Genomic DNA, 20,271 nt, shown 5'->3' with positions numbered 1-20,271 from the left:
CCCCCCCCAATGCCTGAATCGCCCGGAACCGAGTTCGACTACGTCATCGTCGGCGGCGGCACCGCAGGATCGGTGATCGCGTCCCGCCTCACCGAGAACCCGGACGTCACCGTCGCCGTGATCGAGGGCGGCCCGTCCGACATCGACCGCGAGGACGTGCTGACCCTGCGCAAGTGGCTCGGCCTGCTCGGCGGCGACCTCGACTACGAGTACACGACCACCGAGCAGCCGCGCGGCAACTCGCACATCCTGCACAGCCGCGCCAAGGTCCTCGGCGGCTGCTCCTCGCACAACACGCTGATCTCCTTCAAGCCGCTGCCGTCCGACTGGGACGAGTGGGAGGAGGCGGGCGCCACCGGCTGGAACGCCAAGGCGATGGACCCCTACTTCGGCAAGCTCCGCAACAACATCGTGCGGGTCGCCAAGAAGGACCAGAACCAGATAGCCACCGACTGGGTCGAGGCGACGAAGACCGCGCTCGGCGTGCCCGAGGTCGTCGGCTTCAACGACCAGCCCTTCGACGAGGGCGTCGGCTTCTTCGACCTCTCGTACCACCCGGAGAACAACAAGCGTTCCTCCGCCTCCGTCGCCTACCTCCACCCGCACATGGAGGCCGGCGACCGCCCGAACCTGCACCTCTTCCTGGAGACCTGGGCGTACCGGCTCGAACTCGACGGCACCACCGCGCGCGGCGTGCACGTCCGGGGCAAGGACGGTACGGAGCAGCTGCTCACCGCCCGCCGTGAAGTGCTCGTCTGCGCCGGTGCCGTGGACACCCCGCGGCTGCTCATGCACTCCGGCATCGGCCCGAAGAAGGACCTCGAAGCCCTCGGCATCCCCGTGCGGCTCGACCTGCCGGGCGTCGGCGAGAACCTGATCGACCACCCCGAGTCGGTCATCGTCTGGGAGACCGACGGGCCGATCCCGGACAACTCCGCGATGGACTCCGACGCGGGCCTGTTCGTGAAGCGGGACCCGGACCACAAGGGCCCGGACCTGATGTTCCACTTCTACCAGATTCCGTTCACGGACAACCCGGAGCGCCTGGGCTACGAGCGCCCCGAGCACGGCGTCTCCATGACCCCGAACATCCCCAAGTCCCGCGCCCGCGGCCGCCTTTACCTCACCTCGGCCGACCCCGAGGCCAAGCCGGCCCTGGACTTCAAGTACTTCGAGTACGACGAGAACGGCTTCGACTACGACGGCCAGACGCTGGTCGACGGCATCAAGCTGGCCCGTAAGGTCGCCGAGGCCGAGCCGTTCAAGAAGTGGCTCAAGCGCGAGGTCTTCCCCGGCCCCGACGTCACCGAGGACGCCGAGATCAGCGAACTCGTCCGCAAGGCCGCACACACCGTCTACCACCCGGCCGGCACCTGCCGCATGGGTGCCGCCGACGACCAACTCGCCGTAGTGTCCCCGGACTTGACGATCCGCGGCCTCGATGGCATCCGTATCGCCGACGCCTCCGTCTTCCCGACGATGCCCGCAGTGAACCCGATGATCGGGGTCCTGATGGTCGGAGAGAAATGCGCGGACCTGCTGACCGGGAGTGATGTCCGATGACCGACCCCAACACCAACACGGCCAAGACCACGGAGCCGACAGCGGCCGACCCCGCCGCCCCCGCCGACCCCGCCGCGCCCGCCTTCGCCGTACGAGACCTGTGGAAGGTCTTCGGCCCCAAGGCGGACCGGATACCCGGCGACCCGGCGCACCAGGCCCTGTCCACCGCCGAGCTGCGCGAGAAGACCGGCTGCACGGCCGCCGTGCGGGACGTGAGCTTCGATGTGCGGCGCGGCGAGGTCTTCGTCGTCATGGGCCTGTCCGGCTCCGGCAAGTCCACCCTCGTCCGCACCCTGACCCGGCTGATCGAGCCGACCTCCGGGTCCATCGCCATGGACGGCGAGGACGTGCTCGGCATGGACAAGAACCGGCTGCGCGAGCTGCGCCGCCGCCAGACCGCGATGGTCTTCCAGCACTTCGGCCTCCTGCCGCACCGCAGCGTCCTCGACAACGTCGCGTACGGCCTGGAGATCCAGGGCGTCGGCAAGGCCGAGCGGCGCGCCAAGGCTCAGGAGATCGTCGAGAAGGTCGGCCTCGCCGGGATGGAGGAGCGCCGCCCGACGCAGCTCTCCGGCGGTCAGCAGCAGCGCGTGGGCCTGGCCCGCGCCCTCGCCGTCGACCCCGAAGTGCTGCTCTTCGACGAGCCGTTCAGCGCCCTCGACCCGCTGATCCGCCGGGACATGCAGGAGGAGGTCATCCGCCTGCACCGCGAAGAGGGCCGCACCATGGTCTTCATCACCCACGACCTCAGCGAGGCGCTGCGCCTCGGCGACCGCATCATGCTGATGCGGGACGGCGCGATCGTGCAGCTCGGCACGCCCGAGGAGATCGTCGCCAACCCGGCCGACGAATACGTCCGCGACTTCGTGAGGGACGTGCCGCGCGAGCAGGTCATCTCCGTACGCCGCGCGATGCGCCCGGCCGACGCGGCCGAGTCCGGCTCGGGTAAGGAGCTGGCCCCCGACACCCTCGTCGTCGACGCCATCGAGGCCGTCGCGAGCAGCGGCGAGCCCTGCCGCGTCGTCGAGGACGGCCGCACCCTCGGCATCGTCGACCACGAGCGGCTGCTCGCGGTGGTCGCCGGGATCGACGGCACCCTCGCCGACACCGAGGCGGTCACCGTATGAGTGCCGCCCCGACCGAGACCCCCGTAACCGAGACCCCCGTCCTGGACAAGCAGCCCGACACCACGCCGGGCGGCGGCCAGAGCGACGCCGCGGCGGCCGTGAAGGGTGTGCCGTCGCGCGGGCCGGGCCTGCGCGCCCGGTTCGCGGGCAGCCCGAAGGCCCTGATCGTGGGCATGGCCCTGCTCTTCGCGATCGTGACCGCCGCGGTGACCGGGAACGGCACCTGGCCCGGCGGCCTCGAAGTCGACGTGAAGACCCCGCTCACGGACCTGACGGACTGGCTGTCCCTCAACCGCACCACGCACCCGGTCTTCCTCTACTTCCTCCTCCACATCAGCAACTTCGCGGAGACGGCCTACCTCTCCCTGGTCGACCTGTTCGCCGCGATGGGCTGGCTCGGCGTCACGGTGGTCGTCACCCTCGTCGCCTGGGCCGCGGCGGGCGCGGACCTCTCCCGCCGCGCCCTGCGCACCGGGGCCATCGCCCTGGGCGCCCTGGCGCTCTGCGGCGTGCTGCAGATGTGGGAGCCGACGATGGAGACGCTGTCGCTGATGACGGTGGCCGTCATCGCGTCGGCGGTCATCGGCCTGCTGCTCGGCCTCGCCTCCGGCCTCTCGGACCGCTGCGAGCGGGTCCTCAGGCCGGTCTTCGACGTCATGCAGATCATGCCGGCGTTCGCGTACCTGCTGCCGCTCATGCTGATCTTCGGTATCGGGCAGCCGCCGGCGCTCATCGCCACGGTCATCTACGCGGTGCCGCCGATGGCCCGGCTGACCTCGCTCGGCCTGCGCGCCGCGGACCCGGCGGCCTTGGAGGCCTCCGTCTCGCTGGGCGCCACGGGGCGGCAGCAGCTGCTCACGGCCCGGCTGCCGCTGGCCCGCAAGCAGATGATGCTGGGCCTCAACCAGACGATCATGATGTGTCTGTCCATGGTCGTCCTGGCGTCGCTGATCGGCGCCGGCGGCCTCGGTGACCGCATCTACCGGGCGATGGCCACCAAGGACATGGGCATGGCCCTCACCGCGGGCATCTCGGTGGTCCTGATCGCGGTCCTGCTCGACCGCTCCACGGCCGCGGCCGGTGAGCAGCTGCAGGAGCGCGTCTCGCAGGTCGCCACCCGGGCCGCGCTGCTCCTGCGGCGCGGGGTGTGGCTCCTCGCCCTGGTCCTCTTCGTGGTGTTCGCGCTGTTCGGCACGGCCCTCGGCCAGGAGGCGTGGCCCGAGGCGTGGTCGGTGGACCTCACCACCGGCATTCAGCAGGGCGTCGACTGGATCACCCGCGAGCTCTCGTTCATGGCGAACTGGTCGGACGCGTTCGCCCGTGGCGTCCTCAATCCGGTCCGCAGCGGCCTGATCGCCGTGCCCTGGTGGGCGCTGCTGCTGCTCGTCGCCGCCGTCGGCTGGGCCGTCGGCACCTGGCGGGCAGCCATGACCGGGGTCCTGTGCCTCGCGCTGATCGGCGCCCTGGGCCTGTGGGACGCGTCGATGGACACGCTGTCGCAGGTGTTCGCCGGTCTCGCCCTGACCGTCCTCGTCGGTGTGCTCATCGGCGTACTGGCGGCCCGGGTGCCGACCATCGAGCGGGTGCTGCGTCCCGTCCTGGACGTGATGCAGACGATGCCGCAGTTCGTCTACCTGATCCCGGTCATCGGTCTGATCGGCCAGGGCCGCGCCGTCGGCGTGTTCGCCGCGGTGATCTACGCGGCTCCTGCGGTCATCCGGATCACCACCGAGTCCCTCAAGCAGGTGGACCCCACGGTTCTTGAGGCATCCCGCTCGCTCGGTGACACCACCTCCCAGCAGCTCTTCAAGGTGCAGCTGCCGCTGGCCCGCAAGGGGCTGCTCGTGGGCGTCAACCAGGGCGTCGTGCTCGTCCTCTCCATGGTCGTCATCGGCGGCATGGTGGGCGGTGGCGCACTGGGTTACCAGGTGGTCTACGGCCTGTCCAAGCAGAACCTCGCCATCGGCCTGCCGGCCGGTGCGGCGATCGTCTGCCTCGGCCTGATGCTGGACCGCCTGTCGCAGCCCCGGGAGAAGCACGGGGGCCGCTGACACCCGTCCCGTACGGCCAACCCCGTACGCCCGACCCGTACGCCCGTCCCGTACGCCCCACTCGTCCCACCCCAGGACCGCGCGAGCGCGGTGCGCAACCAGAAAGCAGTTGACTTCCGATGCACAGCAGCACGCACGACACTCAGAGCAACCCCAGCAACCCCAGCAAGCACAGCAAGCGCATACGGAACGCGATCCTCGCCGGTTCCGCCGTGGTCGGCATGCTGGCCGTCAGCGCCTGCAGCGCCGCCAGCACCACCAACGCCGGCGGCAGCGACGACAAGGTCACCCTGGCCCAGCCCAGCTGGGCGGGCGCGCAGGCGAACATCGCCGTGGCGAAGAAGCTTCTTGAGGACGAGCTGGGCGTCGAGGTCGACGTGCGGCAGATGAACGAGACGGCCGCCTTCACCGCCATGGACGGCGGCCAGGCGGACGCCGTGCTTGAGGACTGGCACGGAAATCCGAAGCAGCTGAAGACGTTCGTCGAGAAGAAGAAGTCCGTCGTCTCGGCCGGCGAACTCGGTGTGAAGGGACACATCGGCTGGTACGTCCCGAAGTACTACGCCGACAAGCACCCCGACATCACCAACTGGAAGAACCTCAACAAGTACGCCGACGACTTCAAGACGTCGGAGTCCAAGGGCAAGGGCCAGTTCATCGGCGCCGACCCCGAGTACTCGCAGCACGACACCGGCATCATCAAGAACCTCGACCTCGACTTCACGCACGTGCCGAGCGGCAGCGAGAGCGCGCAGCAGGAAGAGATCGAGCGCCTCTACAAGGCGAAGAAGCCGTTCCTGACGTACTGGTGGACCCCGCAGGTGCTCCAGAACGAGCTGGAGCTGGTCGAGGTCGAGCTGCCCAAGTACACGAAGGGCTGCAACGTCCCCGTGGAGAAGGCCGACTGCGGCTACCCGCACGTCGACCTGGAGAAGTTCATGAACGCGGACTTCGCCAAGAACGGCGGCGACGCGGCCGAGTTCATCAAGAACTTCAAGTGGTCGAACGAGGACCAGGACGCGGTCGTCAACTACATGACCCAGGACAAGATGAAGCCGGAAGCGGCGGCGGAGAAGTGGATCAAGGAGAACAAGGACGTGTGGGAGGCGTGGCTGCCGAAGAAGTAACTCTCGGCTGACGCACTGCGCGCGCTACGGTGCCGGGCGCCCCTTCGCGGGGAGGCCCGGCACTGTCGCGTTCAGGGCCGTCGTGCGGGAGTTCCTTGGGCGTACGCGGCGAAGGAACGCCATGCGCTCGGGCTGAAGCGGAGTATGTGACCGTCTGGGGCTTTGGAGTCCCTTATGGCGACGGTGTCGGGGATGTTTGTGGCGACTTCGACGCATTCGCCTCCGGCTGAGCTGTACGTCGACTTCACGAACTCGAAGCGGGGCACCGGCTAGATCTCCTCGATTACGCGTCTGATGACAGACCGGGAGTCGGTCTGGGAGAGCGCGTTCCGCGCGACGCGGTCGAAGAGGATCGCGTGGTGGGCTGCGTCCTGCTCGCTCTCCAGCCACAGCGTAGAGGAGGGGGTATCGAGGTGAACGACCTCCACCGCACTGGACTCGGCGAACGACATCAGTGTGAAGGCTCCGGCCATGCTGGCGTGAGCTCCGGCCCGGTAGGGCAGCACCTGGACCTTGATGTTCGGTTGCTGGGTCAGCTTCAGTAGCTGCTTGAGCTGAGCACGCATCACGTCCCGCCCGCCGACCTCCTGACGCAGGGCACCTTCACCGATCACCGCCCACACTTGAATGGGGCGTTCGCCGGACAGCCTGTCCTGGCGGGCGATGCGGGCCTCGACGTACCGCTCGATCTCATCCGGGTCCTCCCAGTGCCCGGCTGCGACATGCAGCGCCCGAGCGTAGTCCGGGGACTGGAACAGGCCTGGGATGAGGGCGATTTGGAGCGTACGCACCCGGTTGGCGACGTCTTCCAGTGCGACGTACTCGACTTGAGCACGCAGTTCGGGGTACTGGTTCCACCAGCCCCGTGTCCTGCGTCGGTCCCGGTCGGTCCTGGCCAGGTGCAGCAGGCTGTCGGCGGTGGCCCGCTCTTCGATGCCATACAGCTCGCACAGCGCCTTGATGTCCGGGTCGCGAACCGGCACCCAGCCCCGCTCGATCTTCACGACCTTTGTCGCCGTCGCACTCAGTGCGTCTGCCGCTTCTGCCTGTGTCTTGCCGGCGGCTACGCGGAGGCGGAGCAACTCGCCCCCAAGCTTGCGGCCCAGCACGGTTGATTTGCGCGCCAGCGCGGACGGTTGCCTCGGACTCATGGGCTCAGTGTGCAGCCAAGGTCACTGGCGAAACAAGCAGAACGGGTTCAGGGAAGATATTCCCCGGATCGCTTGCACCGGTACCAACTGCCCCCTACCGTCAGTACTCAACCGCTCGCACAGCGGAGCCAGTTGGCGGAAGTGCACCGCTCCGCCCTGCGCGGCCGCGGCAATGCCACCGTCACGCGGTCCGCCCGCACAAGGAGGTGCGCGTGCATGGAGTCACCGCCCAACGCCCGCTACGACGTCACGACTTACCCACCCCGGCTCAAGTCCGTCCCCCTCGCTCGAAGGCGGGTCACACACCTCGCCGCTGATTGGGGGCACCTCGAAATCGCCGCCGATGCCGCCCTCGTGACCAGCGAACTCGTCACGAATGCGGTGCTGCATGGCTGCCTGAAGGACCGTCTGTTCCGCCTGGAAGTGATCCTTACGGGGACAGTCCTTCGGATCGCCGTCACCGACCCCAAGGGCGAACGCAGACCATCCCTCCGCGCTGTCGCGAGCGAGGACCAATTCGGCCGCGGCCTCGTCATCGTGCAGGCGCTGGCGGCGTGCTGGGATGTGGAGGAACTGACGGTCGGCAAGACCGTGTGGGCGGAACTGGACCTGCGCTTGGAGCTGTAGCGGCACTGTCGTGTTCGTGTCAGTAGACGAATGTCCCCACGAAACTGACGACCCAGCTCAGCGCCCCCACGGCGATGCCGCCCAGGATGACGAGCCCGACCCGGTCGGCCGCCCTCGAACGCCGCGAACGGTTGCGGCTCCGGTCCGGCTTCGACGGGGGCGGCTTGATCCCCATGTACGCGACCCACGCGAGCATGACCACGGCGACCCCGACCTGCCACAGCTCACCGGCCACGCCCCAGACCCCGGTTCGCTGCACCCTCCCGGACTCCTCCGGCACGTCTCCCTGCCGGACGTCGAAGGTGTACCCGTCCGGATAGTCGTGCCCGGTGTCCTCCAGCTCCACGGACTGGGTGTACCCGCCGTCCGGTGTGAAGTTCCCGTAGCAGGAGTAGTCGGAGTTCTTCCTGCTGCTGTCGGTGTCGTAACAGGAACTCACCTTGTACGTACCCGGGTAGCCGTACAGCCCGGCGGACAGCGCGAGGTCGGCGGTCGCGGTCACGAGCCAGAAGGCGCCGACGAACGCGACCAGGGCACTGCCGAGCCAGAGGAAGCCGCGGGTTATGGGGTGGCGGGGGCGGGGGGTGGTCGTTTCGGTCATGGGGCTGGATGATCCGTTCGGTTGTCTCGCCGGCCCGGGTTCAATGCTTCTGGCCGGTCGGCCTCAAGTAGATCAACTCGCCGGTGTGCGGCACGAGTGCGGTGCCGCCGGAGGCCTCGTCGCCCGCGAACCAGACGCCGTCGGCGATGCCCGCGGGCCAGCTCTCGTGGCGCAGCGGGTCCACACCCACCAGGACCGGCGAAGCGCCCACGCCCTGTGGGCCCAGCCGCAGCGAACGCCTGCCGTCGGCTTGGAGGTGCACCTTGTACACGGGGCTCCGGAAGACCAAGGGGTGGGAACGCAGCGCGCGTTCGCACTGCCAGGTCCAGAACAGGGTCGGCAGGCCGACGTACTGGGTGACGACCAGCCCGCAGATCCCGGCGACGCCCAAGGGGAAGAGCCAGCCGGTGGCCGTGGTGAGCGCCCCGATCACCACGAGCGCGAACACGGCCGTGAATCCGCCGTAGAACTTCAGGCCGGCCGCGTAGTAGTGCCGCACCGCGCCCCGGTGTTCGGATCCGTCCGTCGCGTACGGAGCCGTGCCTTGTGGCGCGGGCCTGCGCGCCGCCAACTGGACCAGCAGGACCGTCACGACGACCAGGCCGACGATGCCGGGGATGCCGAGGAAGAAGGCTGTCCGAGCGGATAGCGAGCGCGAGGGCGTAACTCACGGCGAAAACGGCGCCGAGGACGGCCGACCGCTTCGGCCCCGTCTTCGTCTGACTTTGGGTCATCCCTGTGCCTGCGTAGTCCTGTTCTCGGCTCTGTCCTCGATGCGTCAGACGATCCGCTGGTTGAGCTCGGCCTCCGCCGCCCGGCGAGCCCGTTCGGGGCTTGCCTGCCGGCGCTCGCCCGCGGTCCCGTCCCAGTCGTCGGGCTGCATGAAGAGGAAGACCCCGCTGGACGGTACGTAGCCGACGACGCCGAAGTGCGGGTCGCCGGCGATGTACAAGCCGTTGTCGATGTCCTCCGGCCACGGGTTGCGCCACGGGCCGCGCCGAGGAACGGGGTTGATCCGCATCAGCGGCGACTCGTTCCCGTCGGCGGTGTGCAGGGTGAGGGTCATGTTCTTGGGGCGGCCCTTGGTGGCCTCGGCGCCGTCGACCTTGGTGACCTGGGGGATGAAGGTGTCGAAGGTGTAGTGGGCGAGGGTTCGGCTGGCGCCTCGGACGATGAATACGGCGGGGATGATGCTGAACAGGGTTCCGAGGAAGCCGATGATGCCGATGAAGATGAGCGGCCCTCCGAGCGCGGGCACCCAGGCCATGCCGGCCTTCTTCGCCTCCTGCCCCAGGCCAGGGGTCGCGAACGCCATGAGTCCGTAGACCACGATGTTGCGGCTGCCGGTCCACCACACTCGGTTGACCAGCTTCCGCCGGAGCGCGGCGGTGTCCAGTGTGTCCGGCGCTCCGGCGCCTCGGGTGTTCTCCAGCACTCGTCTCTCCTGCAGTCCGCTCCAGCCGGGCTGGCGCTATCCGAAGTCGTTCCGTATCACGGCGGCAGCACCGGTCAGAGCCGCGGGCTCCTGGGCGGAGTCGGCCGCCTCGGCCTGTTCGGGATCGGTGAAGGTCAGGGTGCGGGCGATCCCGAGCAATATGTTCCGGTAGTCGTCCGCGGAGTCGAGATCCGGGGTCACCATCTGCAGCACGACCAGCTCCGCGTTGCCCGGGAGCGCGACCGCGACGGTGCCCTGCCAGATACTGCTCGGGAGGGCGTCGTTCAGGTCCGGCTGCTGGGTCGAACGCGGGGCGGCCGCCAGCTTCTCGGAGAGATAGCCGAGGCCGCACGGAAGTTCCAGGGGGCTCAGCCCCTCATCCTTGCCGTCCGCGGCCGAGCCGGCGAGCCCGGCGATCACGAGCTTGGCGTTGCCCGGCGTCAGCAGGGTCGACACGGTGAACACCGACGTGGTGAAGCCACCGGCGTCGTCGGGGTGCATGCCGAGCGCGCACTCCTGGACCTGGTTGGTGTTCAGCAGCTGCACGACGCCCGCGTACAGCCGCAGGGCCCGGTCCGCCGCGTCCCGTTCCGGTTCGGGCAGCGCACGGAGCTGCTGGACCAGCTCCATGAACTGCTCGACCGGCGGGTCGAGGTCCATGGAGAAGTAGCCCACGGGCAGTCCGTACCAGAAGGACGGCTTGGCGCCGGCCCGTGGTGGGGTGGTCACTTGCTGGTTGGTCATACGGTGCTTCCGTTCCCGCCGTGGTAGGTCATGCGAGGTTGAACAGGCCGGCGATGGCGTGTCCTGTCGCGGCGGCCTTCGTGCCCTCGGCCGCGTTGTGCGCGGCGCCCTCGCCGTCCACGGCGCCCGCGGTCTCCAACGAGGAGACGACGTTGGCGGCGACGTTCAGCCCGTTGGCCGACAGGTCCCCCATGTACCGCCCCATGTTCCCGGCGCTGTCGCCGACGTGCGCCCAGGTCTGCGTCACGTCGTCCAGAGCGGACTTGCCGATGCCGGAGAACCCGCTCTTCGTGCTCGCCCAGACCTTCGAGGCGAGGTTTGCTCCGTCCGCCGCGCCTTCGAAGCCTTCCTTGGCGGCCATGCCCAGCGCCTTGCCGCCCGGAATCATGCCGACTGCGTCACCGACGAGCGAAGCGATGGCGGAGAACTGGTCCATGCCGCTGCCATGGCCCATCAGGTCGCTTCTGAACTTGGGGTCCAACAGGTTCTTCCCCATCGACACCGCGCTCGCCGCCAGCGCGATGGGCGCCATGAACGGGGTCAGTACGGGGATGAAGGCCAGCAGACCCGCGATCGCTCCGATGGTCCCCGCGTGGTCCGCCAGGAACTTGCCGATCGACCCGATGATGTCGCCGACGCTCTCCCAGAACCCCTTGTCCGGCGCCTTGTTCGCCTCGGTGCTCAGGGCCTTGGCGATGACGTCGGCCTGGTCGGAGTGGGTGCTCTCCAGCTCCTTGATCTTGCGGTTCAGATCGTCGTACGCGTCGTTCGCCTTGGTGAGAGCGCTGCTCGCGTTGTTCAGGTCGCGCTCGGCGGCCCGCATCCGCGCGGTCGCGGCGTCGGCCTCTTCCTGCGAGGGGTACCTCTCGGCAGGCCTGAGGTCGGGGTTCTGCGCGGCCTGGTCGTACGCGTTCTTGGCCTTGTCGGCCGCGGCCTTCTTCTCGCCCGCGTCGGCGTCGTACTTGCTCGCCAGCTCCCGGTTGGCGCCCAGGTGGCCGTCCCACCGGTGGAGTTCCTTCGCCGCGTCACGCAGCGCGGCACCGGCGTCCTTGAGGTACTTGGACAGGTCGCCGTCCAGGTTCTTGCGGAACTCCTCCGCCGCGTCGCCCTCCCAGTAGCTGCTCTCGGCGGTCAGCTTCGTGATCTGGCGGTGGGTGTTCTCCAGCGCCGTCGCGGCCTCGGAGACCTTCTTCTGGAGCTTCGAGACCTCGGCGGGGATGCCCGGTACGGGGTTGAAGCCGATGTTGGGGTACGGGTTCGCTGCCATCACTTACCGCCCCCGCCCGAAGTGCCGCTGTCCGCAATCGCCTTGAGGGCTTTCTCCAGGGCGTCCTCGACCTCTTCGTAGCCCTTCTTGTTGGCCTTCACGCCCTCCTTGACCTCGCCGATCAGTTCCTTCGTCTTGTCGGACCCGTACTTCCATTCCATCTGGAACTTGTCACAGGCCTCGTCGAGCCGAGCGGTGCCGATCTGGTCGCCGCGCACGTGAGCGAGGGCGGTCCGGGCGTCGTCGAGTTCGTCGACACATCTCTCCAAGTTCGTCAAGAACTGCTGGAGTTGCCCGATATCCGTCTTGAAGTGTTCTCCCATGGACCGCTGTTCCCCGTTCGGCGCTGGACGTGAAAGGCCCAGAAGGCTCGCCGCCCTCTGGACCTCTCGGCACCTTACAGTCCGTCGTATGAGCGATCCGGTCCGGTACTTCGCCCTGAGCGGGGGCGTGGGAAGTCGACACCGGATCTGCACCGGCCCCCCACTTGACCGGTACACAAGGCAGGACGGCGACGTGTGCCCGTCAGCACAACTCCCGCGCCATCTCCCGCACCACCCCCAACACCCGCCGCAACAACCCCGGCCCGAACGTCACCCGGGCCGCCCCCAGACGGCCCAGCTCGCGAGGTGGCGGGCCGTCCGGGTGGGCCAGTGCGTTCACCGGTGCGGGGATCGACTCGCACAGGGCCGGGAGGTGGTCCGGTGGGGCCAGGATCGGGTAGACGGAGTCCGCGCCCGCCTCCACGTACAGCCGGGCGCGGCGGACCGTCTCGTCGAGGTCGGGGACGCCCCGTACGTACGTGTCCACACGGGCGTTGACGAACAGCGCGTCGCCCGCCGCCGCGCGGACCTCGGCCAGCCGGCCGGCGTGCTGGTGCGGGTCGTCCAGGCCGTATGGGCCCGAGTCCTCCAGGTTGATGCCGACCACGCCCGCCGCAAGGGCTCGGTCGACGAGTTCGCGGGCGGGCAGGCCGTAGCCCGCCTCCAGGTCGGCGGAGACCGGGATGCCGAACTCCGCCACCGCGCGGACGATGCGGGTGACCGCGGCGAACATCTCGTCGGCCGGGGTCGACCCGTCCGCGTACCCGAGGGACTCCGCGATGCCCGCGCTCGGCGTCGCCAGGGCCGGGAAGCCCGCCTCGGCGAAGACGCGGGCGCCGGCCGCGTCCCAGGGGCCCGGCAGGATCAGCGGGTCGCCGGGGGCGCGGCCGTGGTGCAGGGCGCGGAAGGTCTTCACGAAGGGTTCCGGGGAGGGCTTCACGTCCATGCGGGGCCTCCGGGCAGGATGCGGCGCGCGACCATCAGGCGGTTCCAGGAGTTGATGGCCGTGATCACCGCGATGAGGTGGGCGAGTTCGCGGTCCTTGAAGTGGGTGGCGGCCTGCGCGTACACCTCGTCCGGTACGAAGCCCTCCGTCAGGAGAGTCACCGCCTCCGTCAGGGCGAGCGCGGCGCGTTCGCGGTCCGTGTACATGCCGGTGGTCTCCGCCCAGGCGGCCAGGAGGTCCAGGCGGTCCTCCGACTCGCCCGCCTTCCGCGCCACCGTCAGATGCATGTCGAGGCAGAACGCGCACCGGTTGAGCTGCGAGGCCCGGATCATGACGAGCTCGGCGAGCGCCGCGTCGCCGAGGCCCCGTTTCGCGGCCGCGCTCAGAGTCTGCATCGCCGTACGGAACTCGGCGGGGAGTTCGGTGGTACGGGGGTACGTGGTCACGCGGCGCCCGCCGGCTTGTAGTGGCCCGGCACCTTGCGCGTCGCGACGCTGAACCGGTTCCAGGCGTTGATCGTCGTGATCAGTGCGATGAGCTGGGCGAGCTCCCGCTCCTCGAAGTGCGCGGCGGCCGCCTCGTACACCGCGTCCGGGACGAAGCCCTCCGTCAACACCGTGACCGCCTCGGTGAGTTCGATCGCGGCGATCTCCTTGCGGGTGTAGAAGTGCCTCGACTCCTCCCAGGCGCTCAGCTGGATGATCCGCTCCACCGACTCGCCCTCGGCGAGCGCGTCCTTGGTGTGCATGTCCAGGCAGAACGCGCAGTGGTTGAGCTGCGAGGCGCGGATCTTCACCAGGTGGCAGAGGGCCGGGTCGAGGCCCTGGCGTGCGGCCTGCTCCAGCTGCCACATTGCCTTGAAAACGTCGGGGGCGAGCTTGGCCCACTCCATGCGGGGGGTGTGCTCGGGGGCGAGACCGGTCTGGCGGTCGTGGGTGTGGGTGCCGGTGCCGGTGCCGGTGTCGGTGTGCGTGTCGTTGCTCATGGGATCGACCGTACGAGGCCGCTGGCCCAGGAGTATGGTCCACTTCCATGGCGAAAACCTGGGCCACTTTGCCGGGCCCCGACCCCGGCGGCGGCTTCGACCTGCACGTAGACCTGCGCGGCCCCGGCGTCCGCAAGGGCCTGACCGACGCCCTGCGCGAGGCCGTACGCGGCGGCCGCCTCGCCCCCGGCACCCGGCTGCCCTCCTCCCGCACCCTCGCCGCCGACCTGGGCATCGCCCGCAACACCGTCGCCGACGCCTACGCCGACCTGGTCGCCGAGGGCTGGCTCACCGCGCGACAGGGCTCCGGGACGCGGGTCGCCGAGCGCGAGGTGCCCCGGCCCGCCGCGCCCCGCACCCCGCCGCGCGCGCCCGGCACCGCCGCGTACAGCCTGCTGCCCGGGCTTCCGGACCTCAGCCTGTTCCCGCGCGCCGAGTGGCTGAAGGCCGCCCGCCGCGCCCTCGCCGCCGCACCGCACGACGCCTTCGGCTACGGCGACCCGCGGGGGCGGATCGAGCTGCGCACCGCGCTCGCCGGGTATCTGGCCCGGACCCGCGGCGTGTACGCGGAACCCGGCCGGATCGTGGTCTGCTCCGGCGCGGTGCACGGCCTGATGCTGCTCGCCGAGGTGCTGCGGCGCCGCGGCACCACGGACGTGGCGGTCGAGCCGTACGGTCTGCCGCCGCACTGGGACCGGCTGACCGCAGCGGGGCTGCGCACCCCGCCGCTCCTCATGGACGAACTCGGCACCCGTACGGCCGAGTTGGGTCCGCTGGGGCCGGGCGCGGTACTGCTCACGGCCGCCCACCAGTTCCCCACCGGCACCCCGCTCTCGCCCGAGCGCCGCGCGGAGGCGGTCGACTGGGCGCGCTCGACCGGCGGTCTGATCCTGGAGGACGACTACGACGGCGAGTTCCGCTACGACCGCCAGCCGGTCGGCGCGCTGCAGAGCCTCGACCCGGACCGGGTGGTCTACCTGGGGACGGCCAGCAAGTCCCTCGCCCCCGGCATCCGCCTCGGCTGGCTGGTCCTGCCGACCTGGCTAGCGGCGGAGGTCGCCGAGGCGAAGGGTCCGGTGGACTGGGCGTGCGGCGCCATGGACCAGCTGACCCTTGCGGAGTTCCTCGACTCCGGCGCGTACGACCGCCACGTACGGGCCGCACGCCAGCGCTACCGGCGCCGCCGCGACGAACTGGTCACGGCCCTCGCGGCCACAGAAGTACGGCTCAGCGGCATCGCGGCAGGGCTGCACGCCGTGCTCGAACTCCCCGAGGGCACCGAGCAGTCGGTGATCCGGTCGGCGGCCTGGCAGGGCCTGTCCGTGCTCGGCCTCGGTGACTTCCGGCACCCGGACGCGCGCGTGCCCCCGTGCGACGGTCTGGTGGTGGGGTACGGCACCCCGCCGCCCCACCTGTGGCCGGGGGCACTTGAGGCGCTGGTCGCCGCGCTGGGCGCTGCGCTTGGCTAGGTGTTCTGTCCACGGAGTTCGGCGAGCCAGGTCCGCGAGCCAGGTCGGCGAAACCTTCCCAGGCGGTGGGCGGGAAGGTGAGGTGGGGGCCGTCGGGGTTCTTGGGGGCCCGGACGTGGACCGGCGTCGGACGCTCTACGCTGACCCGGTCGAACATCACGTACGAACAACAACGGGGAAGTGGCCGGATCATGACGATCAAGGCGAACGTCGAAACAGCGCCCGGAACGGGCAAGCGCGCCCGCAAGCTGCGCTCCAGCACGGTGATCCTCGGCGGCATGGGCCTCCTCGCCGCCGCCCTCAGCGCCTGCGGCTCCGAGCCCGACAAGCGCTGCGTGGACCCCAAGACCCGCAAGCAGCTGCCCAGTTACGAGTGCAAGAGCGGCGGCGGCAGCAGCACCAGCGGCAAGGGTGGCGGCGGCTCGTACTACTACGGCGGCAGCTCCAAGAACGGCAAGGTCCAAGGCGGCAGCTTCGACAAGTCGTCCGTGTCCCGCGGCGGTTTCGGCTGCTCCTCCTCCAGCGGCGGCTGAGCCGTGGAGCGCCGCACGATCGAGCCCCGGGACGGCTGGCAGCAGACGGTGGAGGAGCAGGGCTGCATCTATCCCCTGACCCGCTACCCGGATGACTCCCTCCGCCCGTACTGGGACGAGAGCGCGTACTACGTCTTCTCGCTGCCGGAGGTCGAGGCCCTGGAGGAGGTCGTCGAGGAGCTGCACGCCATGTGCCTGGCCGCGGCCGCGCACATCGTCGAGCGGGACCGCTTCGCCGACCTCGGCATCACCGACCCGCGCCTCGCCTCGCTGATCGCGGAGGCCTGGCGCCGCAAGGCCGAACTGCCTTCCGTGTACGGCAGGTTCGACCTGCGGTACGACGGCTCGGGCCCGGCCAAGATGCTGGAGTACAACGCGGACACGCCGACCTCGCTGGTCGAGGCGGCGAGCCCGCAGTGGTTCTGGATGGAGGAGCGCTTCCCCGGCGCCGACCAGTGGAACTCGCTGCACGAGCGGCTGATCGACGCCTGGAAGAAGCAGGCCGCGCTGCTTCCGCCGGGCAGCCCGCTGTACTTCGCGCACTCCAACGGCGACGAGCTCGGCGAGGACCTGATGACGGTCGCGTACCTCCGCGAGACCGCGCAGCAGGCCGGGATCGACACCGAGGCGATCGCGATGGAGGACGTCGGCTGGGACCGGATCTCCGGCCGGTTCGTGGACGAGAAGCTCCGCTTCATCCGCAGCTGCTTCAAGCTCTATCCGTGGGAGTGGCTGGCCACCGACGCGTTCGGCCCGCAGGTCCTGGACACCCTGGACAACGGCGGCGGCACCGGCACCACCCTGTGGATCGAGCCCGCCTGGAAGATGCTGCTGTCCAACAAGGCGCTGCTCGCGATCCTCTGGGAGCTGTACCCGGGCCACCCGAACCTGCTGCCCGCCTACCTCGACGGCCCCCGCGAGCTGTCCGCCGAGGGCGGGTACGTGGCGAAGCCGCTGCTCGGCCGCGAGGGCGCAGGCGTCACGGTGCACGAGGCGGGCGCGCCCGCGGTCATACGTGACGAGCCGTGCTGCTACCAGGAGTTGGCCCCGCTGCCCGACTTCGACGGCAACCGTGTGGTGCTCGGCGCGTGGGTCGTCGAGGACGAGGCGGCGGGGCTCGGAATCCGGGAGTCGGCGGGACTCGTCACGGACGAGTACGCGCGGTTCCTGCCGCACGTGATCCTTTAACCGGCTGCGGGCGGGCTCACCCGGTACACCCGGTACACCAGGTGCACCCGGACACCCGGTTCACTTCGTGAGGACCACCCGGTTCACTTCGTGAGGACCACCCGGTTCACTTCGTGAGGACCGCCCGCAGCTGGTCCAGCCCCCAGTCCAGGTCCTCCTTGCTGATCACCAGCGGCGGCGCGATCCGGATCGTCGACCCGTGGGTGTCCTTGACCAGCACCCCCCGGTCCATCAGCTTCTCGGAGATCTCCCGGCCCGTGCCGTACGACGGGTCGATGTCGACGCCCGCCCACAGTCCGCGCCCGCGCACCTCCCGCACCGCGCCGCCGCCGACGAGGAGTTTCAGCTCGCGGTGCAGGTGCTCGCCGAGCTCCGTGGCCCGCTCCTGGAACTCGCCCGTGCGCAGCATCGCGATCACCTCAAGGGCGACCGCGCACGCGAGGGGGTTCCCGCCGAACGTCGAGCCGTGCTCGCCCGGCCGGTACACGCCGAGCACGTCCGCCGACGCCACCACGGCCGACACCGGCACGACCCCGCCGCCGAGTGCCTTCCCGAGGATGTACATGTCGGGCACGACACCCTCGTGCTCAAGGGCGAAGGTCTTGCCCGTACGGCCGAGGCCCGACTGGATCTCGTCGGCGATGAACAGCACGTTCCGCTCGCGGGTCAGCTCGCGCACGCCCGCCATGTACCCGGCCGGCGGAACGAGGACGCCCGCCTCGCCCTGGATCGGTTCGAGCAGCACGGCGACCGTGTTGTCGGTGACGGCCCCCCGCAGCGCGTCCAGGTCGCCGTACGGCACGATCTCGAAGCCCGGCGTGTACGGACCGAAGTCGGAGCGTGCCTCCTGGTCCGTGGAGAAGCTGATGACGGTCGTCGTACGGCCGTGGAAGTTGTTGGCCGCGACCACGATCTTCGCCGTGCCGTCAAGGAGGCCCTTGGCCCGGTAGCCCCACTTCCGCGCGGTCTTCACCGCTGTCTCGACGGCCTCCGCGCCCGTGTTCATGGGCAGCACCATCTCCATGCCGCACAGCTCGGCCAGCTGGGTGCAGAAGTCCGCGAAGCGGTCGTGGTGGAAGGCCCGCGAGGTCAGCGTGACCCGCTCCAGCTGGGCGCGGGCCGCGTCCAGGAGGCGACGGTTGCCGTGCCCGAAGTTCAGGGCCGAGTACCCGGCGAGCATGTCGAGGTAGCGGCGCCCCTCGACATCGGTCATCCAGGCGCCCTCGGCCGTGGCGACCACCACGGGCAGCGGGTGGTAGTTGTGCGCGCTGTGGGCGTCGGCCGAGGCGATGGCCTGTTCCGTACGGGACACGGGATCTCCGTTCGTCGTCGAGCTAGGGAACCCACGGGGGGCGGGATGTCGCCCCCCATGCCTATCGTCGCTCGCATGACGGACGAGGAAACCTCGCCCGTGATGCACGCCGGTAAGGTGAGCAGCGGGCCGTGACTGGCGCGCTGAGATGGGGTCAACCATCGGGGAGCGGCCCGTGAATTGTGTGCCGTGCGCCTGGGCCGTACCGAGAACGTCGTACGAGAACGTACGAAGCGTCGTACCGATCACGACCGTCACCGCGTCCGGAGGTCCCCACCATGTCCGCCACCTCGCCCCACTCCACCGAATCGACGGCGTTCCGCAGCGCCCTCGACGTGATCCGCGGCGTCGAGCCCCGCGTCGCCGACGCCATCGGCCAGGAGCTGCACGACCAGCGCGAGATGCTGAAGCTGATCGCCTCCGAGAACTACGCCTCCCCGGCGACGCTGCTCGCGATGGGCAACTGGCTCAGCGACAAGTACGCCGAGGGCACCGTCGGCCGCCGCTTCTACGCGGGCTGCCGCAACGTCGACACCGTCGAGGCGCTGGCCGCCGAGCACGCCCGCGAGCTGTTCGGCGCGCAGCACGCGTACGCGCAGCCGCACTCCGGCATCGACGCCAACCTGGTCGCGTTCTGGGCGGTCCTCGCCGACCGCATCGAGGCGCCCGCCCTGGCCGCGGCCGGTGTGCGCAACGTCAACGACCTCTCCGACGCCGACTGGGCCGAGCTGCGCAGCGCCTTCGGCAACCAGCGGATGCTCGGCATGTCCCTGGACGCGGGCGGCCACCTCACGCACGGCTTCCGCCCGAACATCTCCGGCAAGATGTTCGACCAGCGCTCCTACGGCACCGACCCTGCCACCGGCCTGATCGACTACGAGGCGCTGCGCGCGCAGGCCCGCGCGTTCAAGCCGCTGGTGATCGTCGCCGGGTACTCGGCCTATCCGCGTCTTGTGAACTTCCGGATCATGCGGGAGATCGCCGACGAGGCCGGCGCGACCCTGATGGTCGACATGGCGCACTTCGCGGGCCTGGTCGCGGGCAAGGTCCTCACCGGTGACTTCGACCCCGTACCGCACGCGCAGATCGTCACCACCACCACGCACAAGTCGCTGCGCGGCCCGCGCGGCGGCATGGTGCTCTGCGACGACAGCCTCAAGGACCAGGTGGACCGCGGCTGCCCGATGGTGCTCGGCGGTCCGCTGCCGCACGTCATGGCCGCCAAGGCCGTCGCCCTCGCGGAGGCCCGCCGCCCCGACTTCCAGGACTACGCGCAGCGCGTCGTCGACAACGCCCGCGCGCTCGCCGAGGGCCTGATGCGGCGCGGCGCCACGCTCGTCACGGGCGGTACGGACAACCACCTGAACCTGATCGACGTGGCGTCCTCGTACGGCCTGACCGGGCGGCAGGCCGAGGCGGCGCTGCTCGACTCCGGCGTGGTCACCAACCGCAACGCGATCCCGGCCGACCCGAACGGGGCGTGGTACACGTCGGGCATCCGGATCGGGACGCCCGCGCTGACCACGCGGGGCCTCGGTGCGGCGGAGATGGACGAGATCGCGGCTCTCATCGACACCGTGCTGACGGCGACGGAGCCGGGCACGACGGCGAAGGGCGCGCCGTCGAAGGCGCAGCACGTCCTTGAGGAGAAGGTCTCCGACGAGGTGGCCCGCCGCGCCTCCGACCTGGTGTCGGGATTCCCGCTGTACCCGGGTGTCGACCTGAGCTGAGCCCGGCCGGACGGGCCTCCTCAAACGCCGGACGGGCTCCTCAAGCGCCGGACGGGCTCCTCAAGCGCCGGAGGGTCTGATCTTCAGCCCCT

General features: G+C 70.0%; 21 protein-coding genes, 1 pseudogene and 1 riboswitch. Of the genes and pseudogenes, 9 read left to right on the top strand and 13 right to left on the bottom strand.

The annotated features are described in order from the left end of the window. The first annotated feature begins 9 nt into the window (after positions 1-9). The 4 genes from QIS99_RS05345 to QIS99_RS05330 all read left to right on the top strand — a co-directional run bounded on the left by QIS99_RS05345 (position 10) and on the right by QIS99_RS05330 (position 5,868). A complete protein-coding gene (locus tag QIS99_RS05345; RefSeq protein WP_282510980.1) occupies positions 10-1,563 on the top strand; it encodes a GMC family oxidoreductase in 1,554 nt (517 codons plus the stop codon). Then, on the top strand, positions 1,560-2,690 hold the full coding sequence (locus QIS99_RS05340) for a quaternary amine ABC transporter ATP-binding protein (protein WP_282510978.1): 1,131 nt from the start codon (positions 1,560-1,562) through the stop codon (positions 2,688-2,690). Before QIS99_RS05345 ends, QIS99_RS05340 begins: the two co-directional genes overlap by 4 nt. Next, positions 2,687-4,741, top strand: a complete 2,055-nt coding sequence (locus QIS99_RS05335) for an ABC transporter permease (RefSeq protein WP_282510976.1) — start codon at positions 2,687-2,689, stop codon at positions 4,739-4,741. Before QIS99_RS05340 ends, QIS99_RS05335 begins: the two co-directional genes overlap by 4 nt. A gap of 119 nt (positions 4,742-4,860) precedes the next feature. Beyond that, entirely contained in the window at positions 4,861-5,868 is a 1,008-nt protein-coding gene (locus QIS99_RS05330) for an ABC transporter substrate-binding protein (RefSeq protein ID WP_282510974.1), read from the top strand. 71 nt (positions 5,869-5,939) lie between these two features. Here the strand turns inward: QIS99_RS05330 and QIS99_RS05325 are convergent, their stop codons facing one another. Next, the gene (locus tag QIS99_RS05325; protein ID WP_349017276.1) at positions 5,940-6,116 is read right to left on the bottom strand and encodes a DUF397 domain-containing protein; all 177 of its coding nucleotides are present in this window, start codon (positions 6,114-6,116) and stop codon (positions 5,940-5,942) included. Between the two features lie 21 nt (positions 6,117-6,137). Further along, a complete protein-coding gene (locus tag QIS99_RS05320) occupies positions 6,138-7,019 on the bottom strand; it encodes a helix-turn-helix domain-containing protein (protein ID WP_282510969.1) in 882 nt (293 codons plus the stop codon). A gap of 216 nt (positions 7,020-7,235) precedes the next feature. Between QIS99_RS05320 and QIS99_RS05315 the strand changes: the two genes are divergently transcribed. After that, positions 7,236-7,646, top strand: coding sequence for an ATP-binding protein (locus QIS99_RS05315; RefSeq protein WP_282510967.1), 411 nt, complete (start codon positions 7,236-7,238; stop codon positions 7,644-7,646). Between the two features lie 19 nt (positions 7,647-7,665). Here QIS99_RS05315 and QIS99_RS05310 read toward each other — a convergent pair whose 3' ends face one another. The 9 genes from QIS99_RS05310 to QIS99_RS05270 all read right to left on the bottom strand — a co-directional run bounded on the left by QIS99_RS05310 (position 7,666) and on the right by QIS99_RS05270 (position 13,854). Next, positions 7,666-8,247: a hypothetical protein gene (locus QIS99_RS05310; protein WP_282510966.1), complete on the bottom strand. Its 582-nt coding sequence runs from the start codon at positions 8,245-8,247 to the stop codon at positions 7,666-7,668. Positions 8,248-8,287: 40 nt separating this feature from the next. Beyond that, positions 8,288-8,839 carry a hypothetical protein gene (locus QIS99_RS05305; protein WP_282510964.1) on the bottom strand — a complete coding sequence of 184 codons (552 nt, stop codon included), beginning with the start codon at positions 8,837-8,839 and terminating at the stop codon, positions 8,288-8,290. Between the two features lie 186 nt (positions 8,840-9,025). Continuing rightward, positions 9,026-9,682 carry a hypothetical protein gene (locus QIS99_RS05300; protein WP_282510961.1) on the bottom strand — a complete coding sequence of 219 codons (657 nt, stop codon included), beginning with the start codon at positions 9,680-9,682 and terminating at the stop codon, positions 9,026-9,028. Positions 9,683-9,718: 36 nt separating this feature from the next. Beyond that, positions 9,719-10,426, bottom strand: a complete 708-nt coding sequence (locus QIS99_RS05295) for a hypothetical protein (protein WP_282510959.1) — start codon at positions 10,424-10,426, stop codon at positions 9,719-9,721. Between the two features lie 28 nt (positions 10,427-10,454). Further along, on the bottom strand, positions 10,455-11,693 hold the full coding sequence (locus QIS99_RS05290; protein ID WP_282510957.1) for an AI-2E family transporter: 1,239 nt from the start codon (positions 11,691-11,693) through the stop codon (positions 10,455-10,457). Beyond that, positions 11,693-12,016, bottom strand: coding sequence for a hypothetical protein (locus QIS99_RS05285; RefSeq protein ID WP_282510956.1), 324 nt, complete (start codon positions 12,014-12,016; stop codon positions 11,693-11,695). The genes QIS99_RS05290 and QIS99_RS05285 overlap by 1 nt, the downstream gene beginning before the upstream one ends. 202 nt (positions 12,017-12,218) lie before the next feature. Beyond that, a complete protein-coding gene (locus QIS99_RS05280) occupies positions 12,219-12,962 on the bottom strand; it encodes an isocitrate lyase/PEP mutase family protein (protein ID WP_282510955.1) in 744 nt (247 codons plus the stop codon). Beyond that, positions 12,953-13,357 carry a carboxymuconolactone decarboxylase family protein gene (locus QIS99_RS05275; RefSeq protein ID WP_349017275.1) on the bottom strand — a complete coding sequence of 135 codons (405 nt, stop codon included), beginning with the start codon at positions 13,355-13,357 and terminating at the stop codon, positions 12,953-12,955. Before QIS99_RS05275 ends, QIS99_RS05280 begins: the two co-directional genes overlap by 10 nt. Before the next feature lie 47 nt (positions 13,358-13,404). Beyond that, the gene (locus tag QIS99_RS05270) at positions 13,405-13,854 is read right to left on the bottom strand and encodes a carboxymuconolactone decarboxylase family protein (protein ID WP_282511404.1); all 450 of its coding nucleotides are present in this window, start codon (positions 13,852-13,854) and stop codon (positions 13,405-13,407) included. 140 nt (positions 13,855-13,994) lie between these two features. Between QIS99_RS05270 and pdxR the strand changes: the two genes are divergently transcribed. After that, a complete protein-coding gene (gene pdxR / locus QIS99_RS05265; protein WP_282510953.1) occupies positions 13,995-15,416 on the top strand; it encodes a MocR-like pyridoxine biosynthesis transcription factor PdxR in 1,422 nt (473 codons plus the stop codon). Between the two features lie 79 nt (positions 15,417-15,495). Here pdxR and QIS99_RS32295 read toward each other — a convergent pair. Next, positions 15,496-15,573 (bottom strand): annotated as a pseudogene (locus QIS99_RS32295) (hypothetical protein); the annotation flags it as partial. A gap of 34 nt (positions 15,574-15,607) precedes the next feature. Here QIS99_RS32295 and QIS99_RS05260 point away from each other — a divergent pair. Beyond that, positions 15,608-15,949, top strand: a complete 342-nt coding sequence (locus QIS99_RS05260; RefSeq protein ID WP_282510952.1) for a hypothetical protein — start codon at positions 15,608-15,610, stop codon at positions 15,947-15,949. 3 nt (positions 15,950-15,952) lie between these two features. Continuing rightward, positions 15,953-17,137, top strand: coding sequence for a glutathionylspermidine synthase family protein (locus QIS99_RS05255; RefSeq protein ID WP_282510951.1), 1,185 nt, complete (start codon positions 15,953-15,955; stop codon positions 17,135-17,137). Between the two features lie 106 nt (positions 17,138-17,243). On the opposite strand, the gene rocD is transcribed toward QIS99_RS05255, so the two are convergent. Continuing rightward, the gene (gene rocD / locus QIS99_RS05250; RefSeq protein WP_282510949.1) at positions 17,244-18,449 is read right to left on the bottom strand and encodes an ornithine--oxo-acid transaminase; all 1,206 of its coding nucleotides are present in this window, start codon (positions 18,447-18,449) and stop codon (positions 17,244-17,246) included. Between the two features lie 121 nt (positions 18,450-18,570). After that, positions 18,571-18,657: riboswitch (ZMP/ZTP riboswitch) on the top strand. Positions 18,658-18,727: 70 nt separating this feature from the next. Between rocD and QIS99_RS05245 the strand changes: the two genes are divergently transcribed. Then, entirely contained in the window at positions 18,728-20,179 is a 1,452-nt protein-coding gene (locus QIS99_RS05245) for a glycine hydroxymethyltransferase (RefSeq protein WP_282510947.1), read from the top strand. Positions 20,180-20,271: the final 92 nt, after the last annotated feature.

Source organism: Streptomyces solicavernae (assembly GCF_029968095.1).
Lineage (GTDB): Bacteria > Actinomycetota > Actinomycetes > Streptomycetales > Streptomycetaceae > Streptomyces > Streptomyces solicavernae.
Note: the sequence above shows the minus strand (reverse complement) of the source record. Positions and strands in the feature narration are given on the sequence as shown.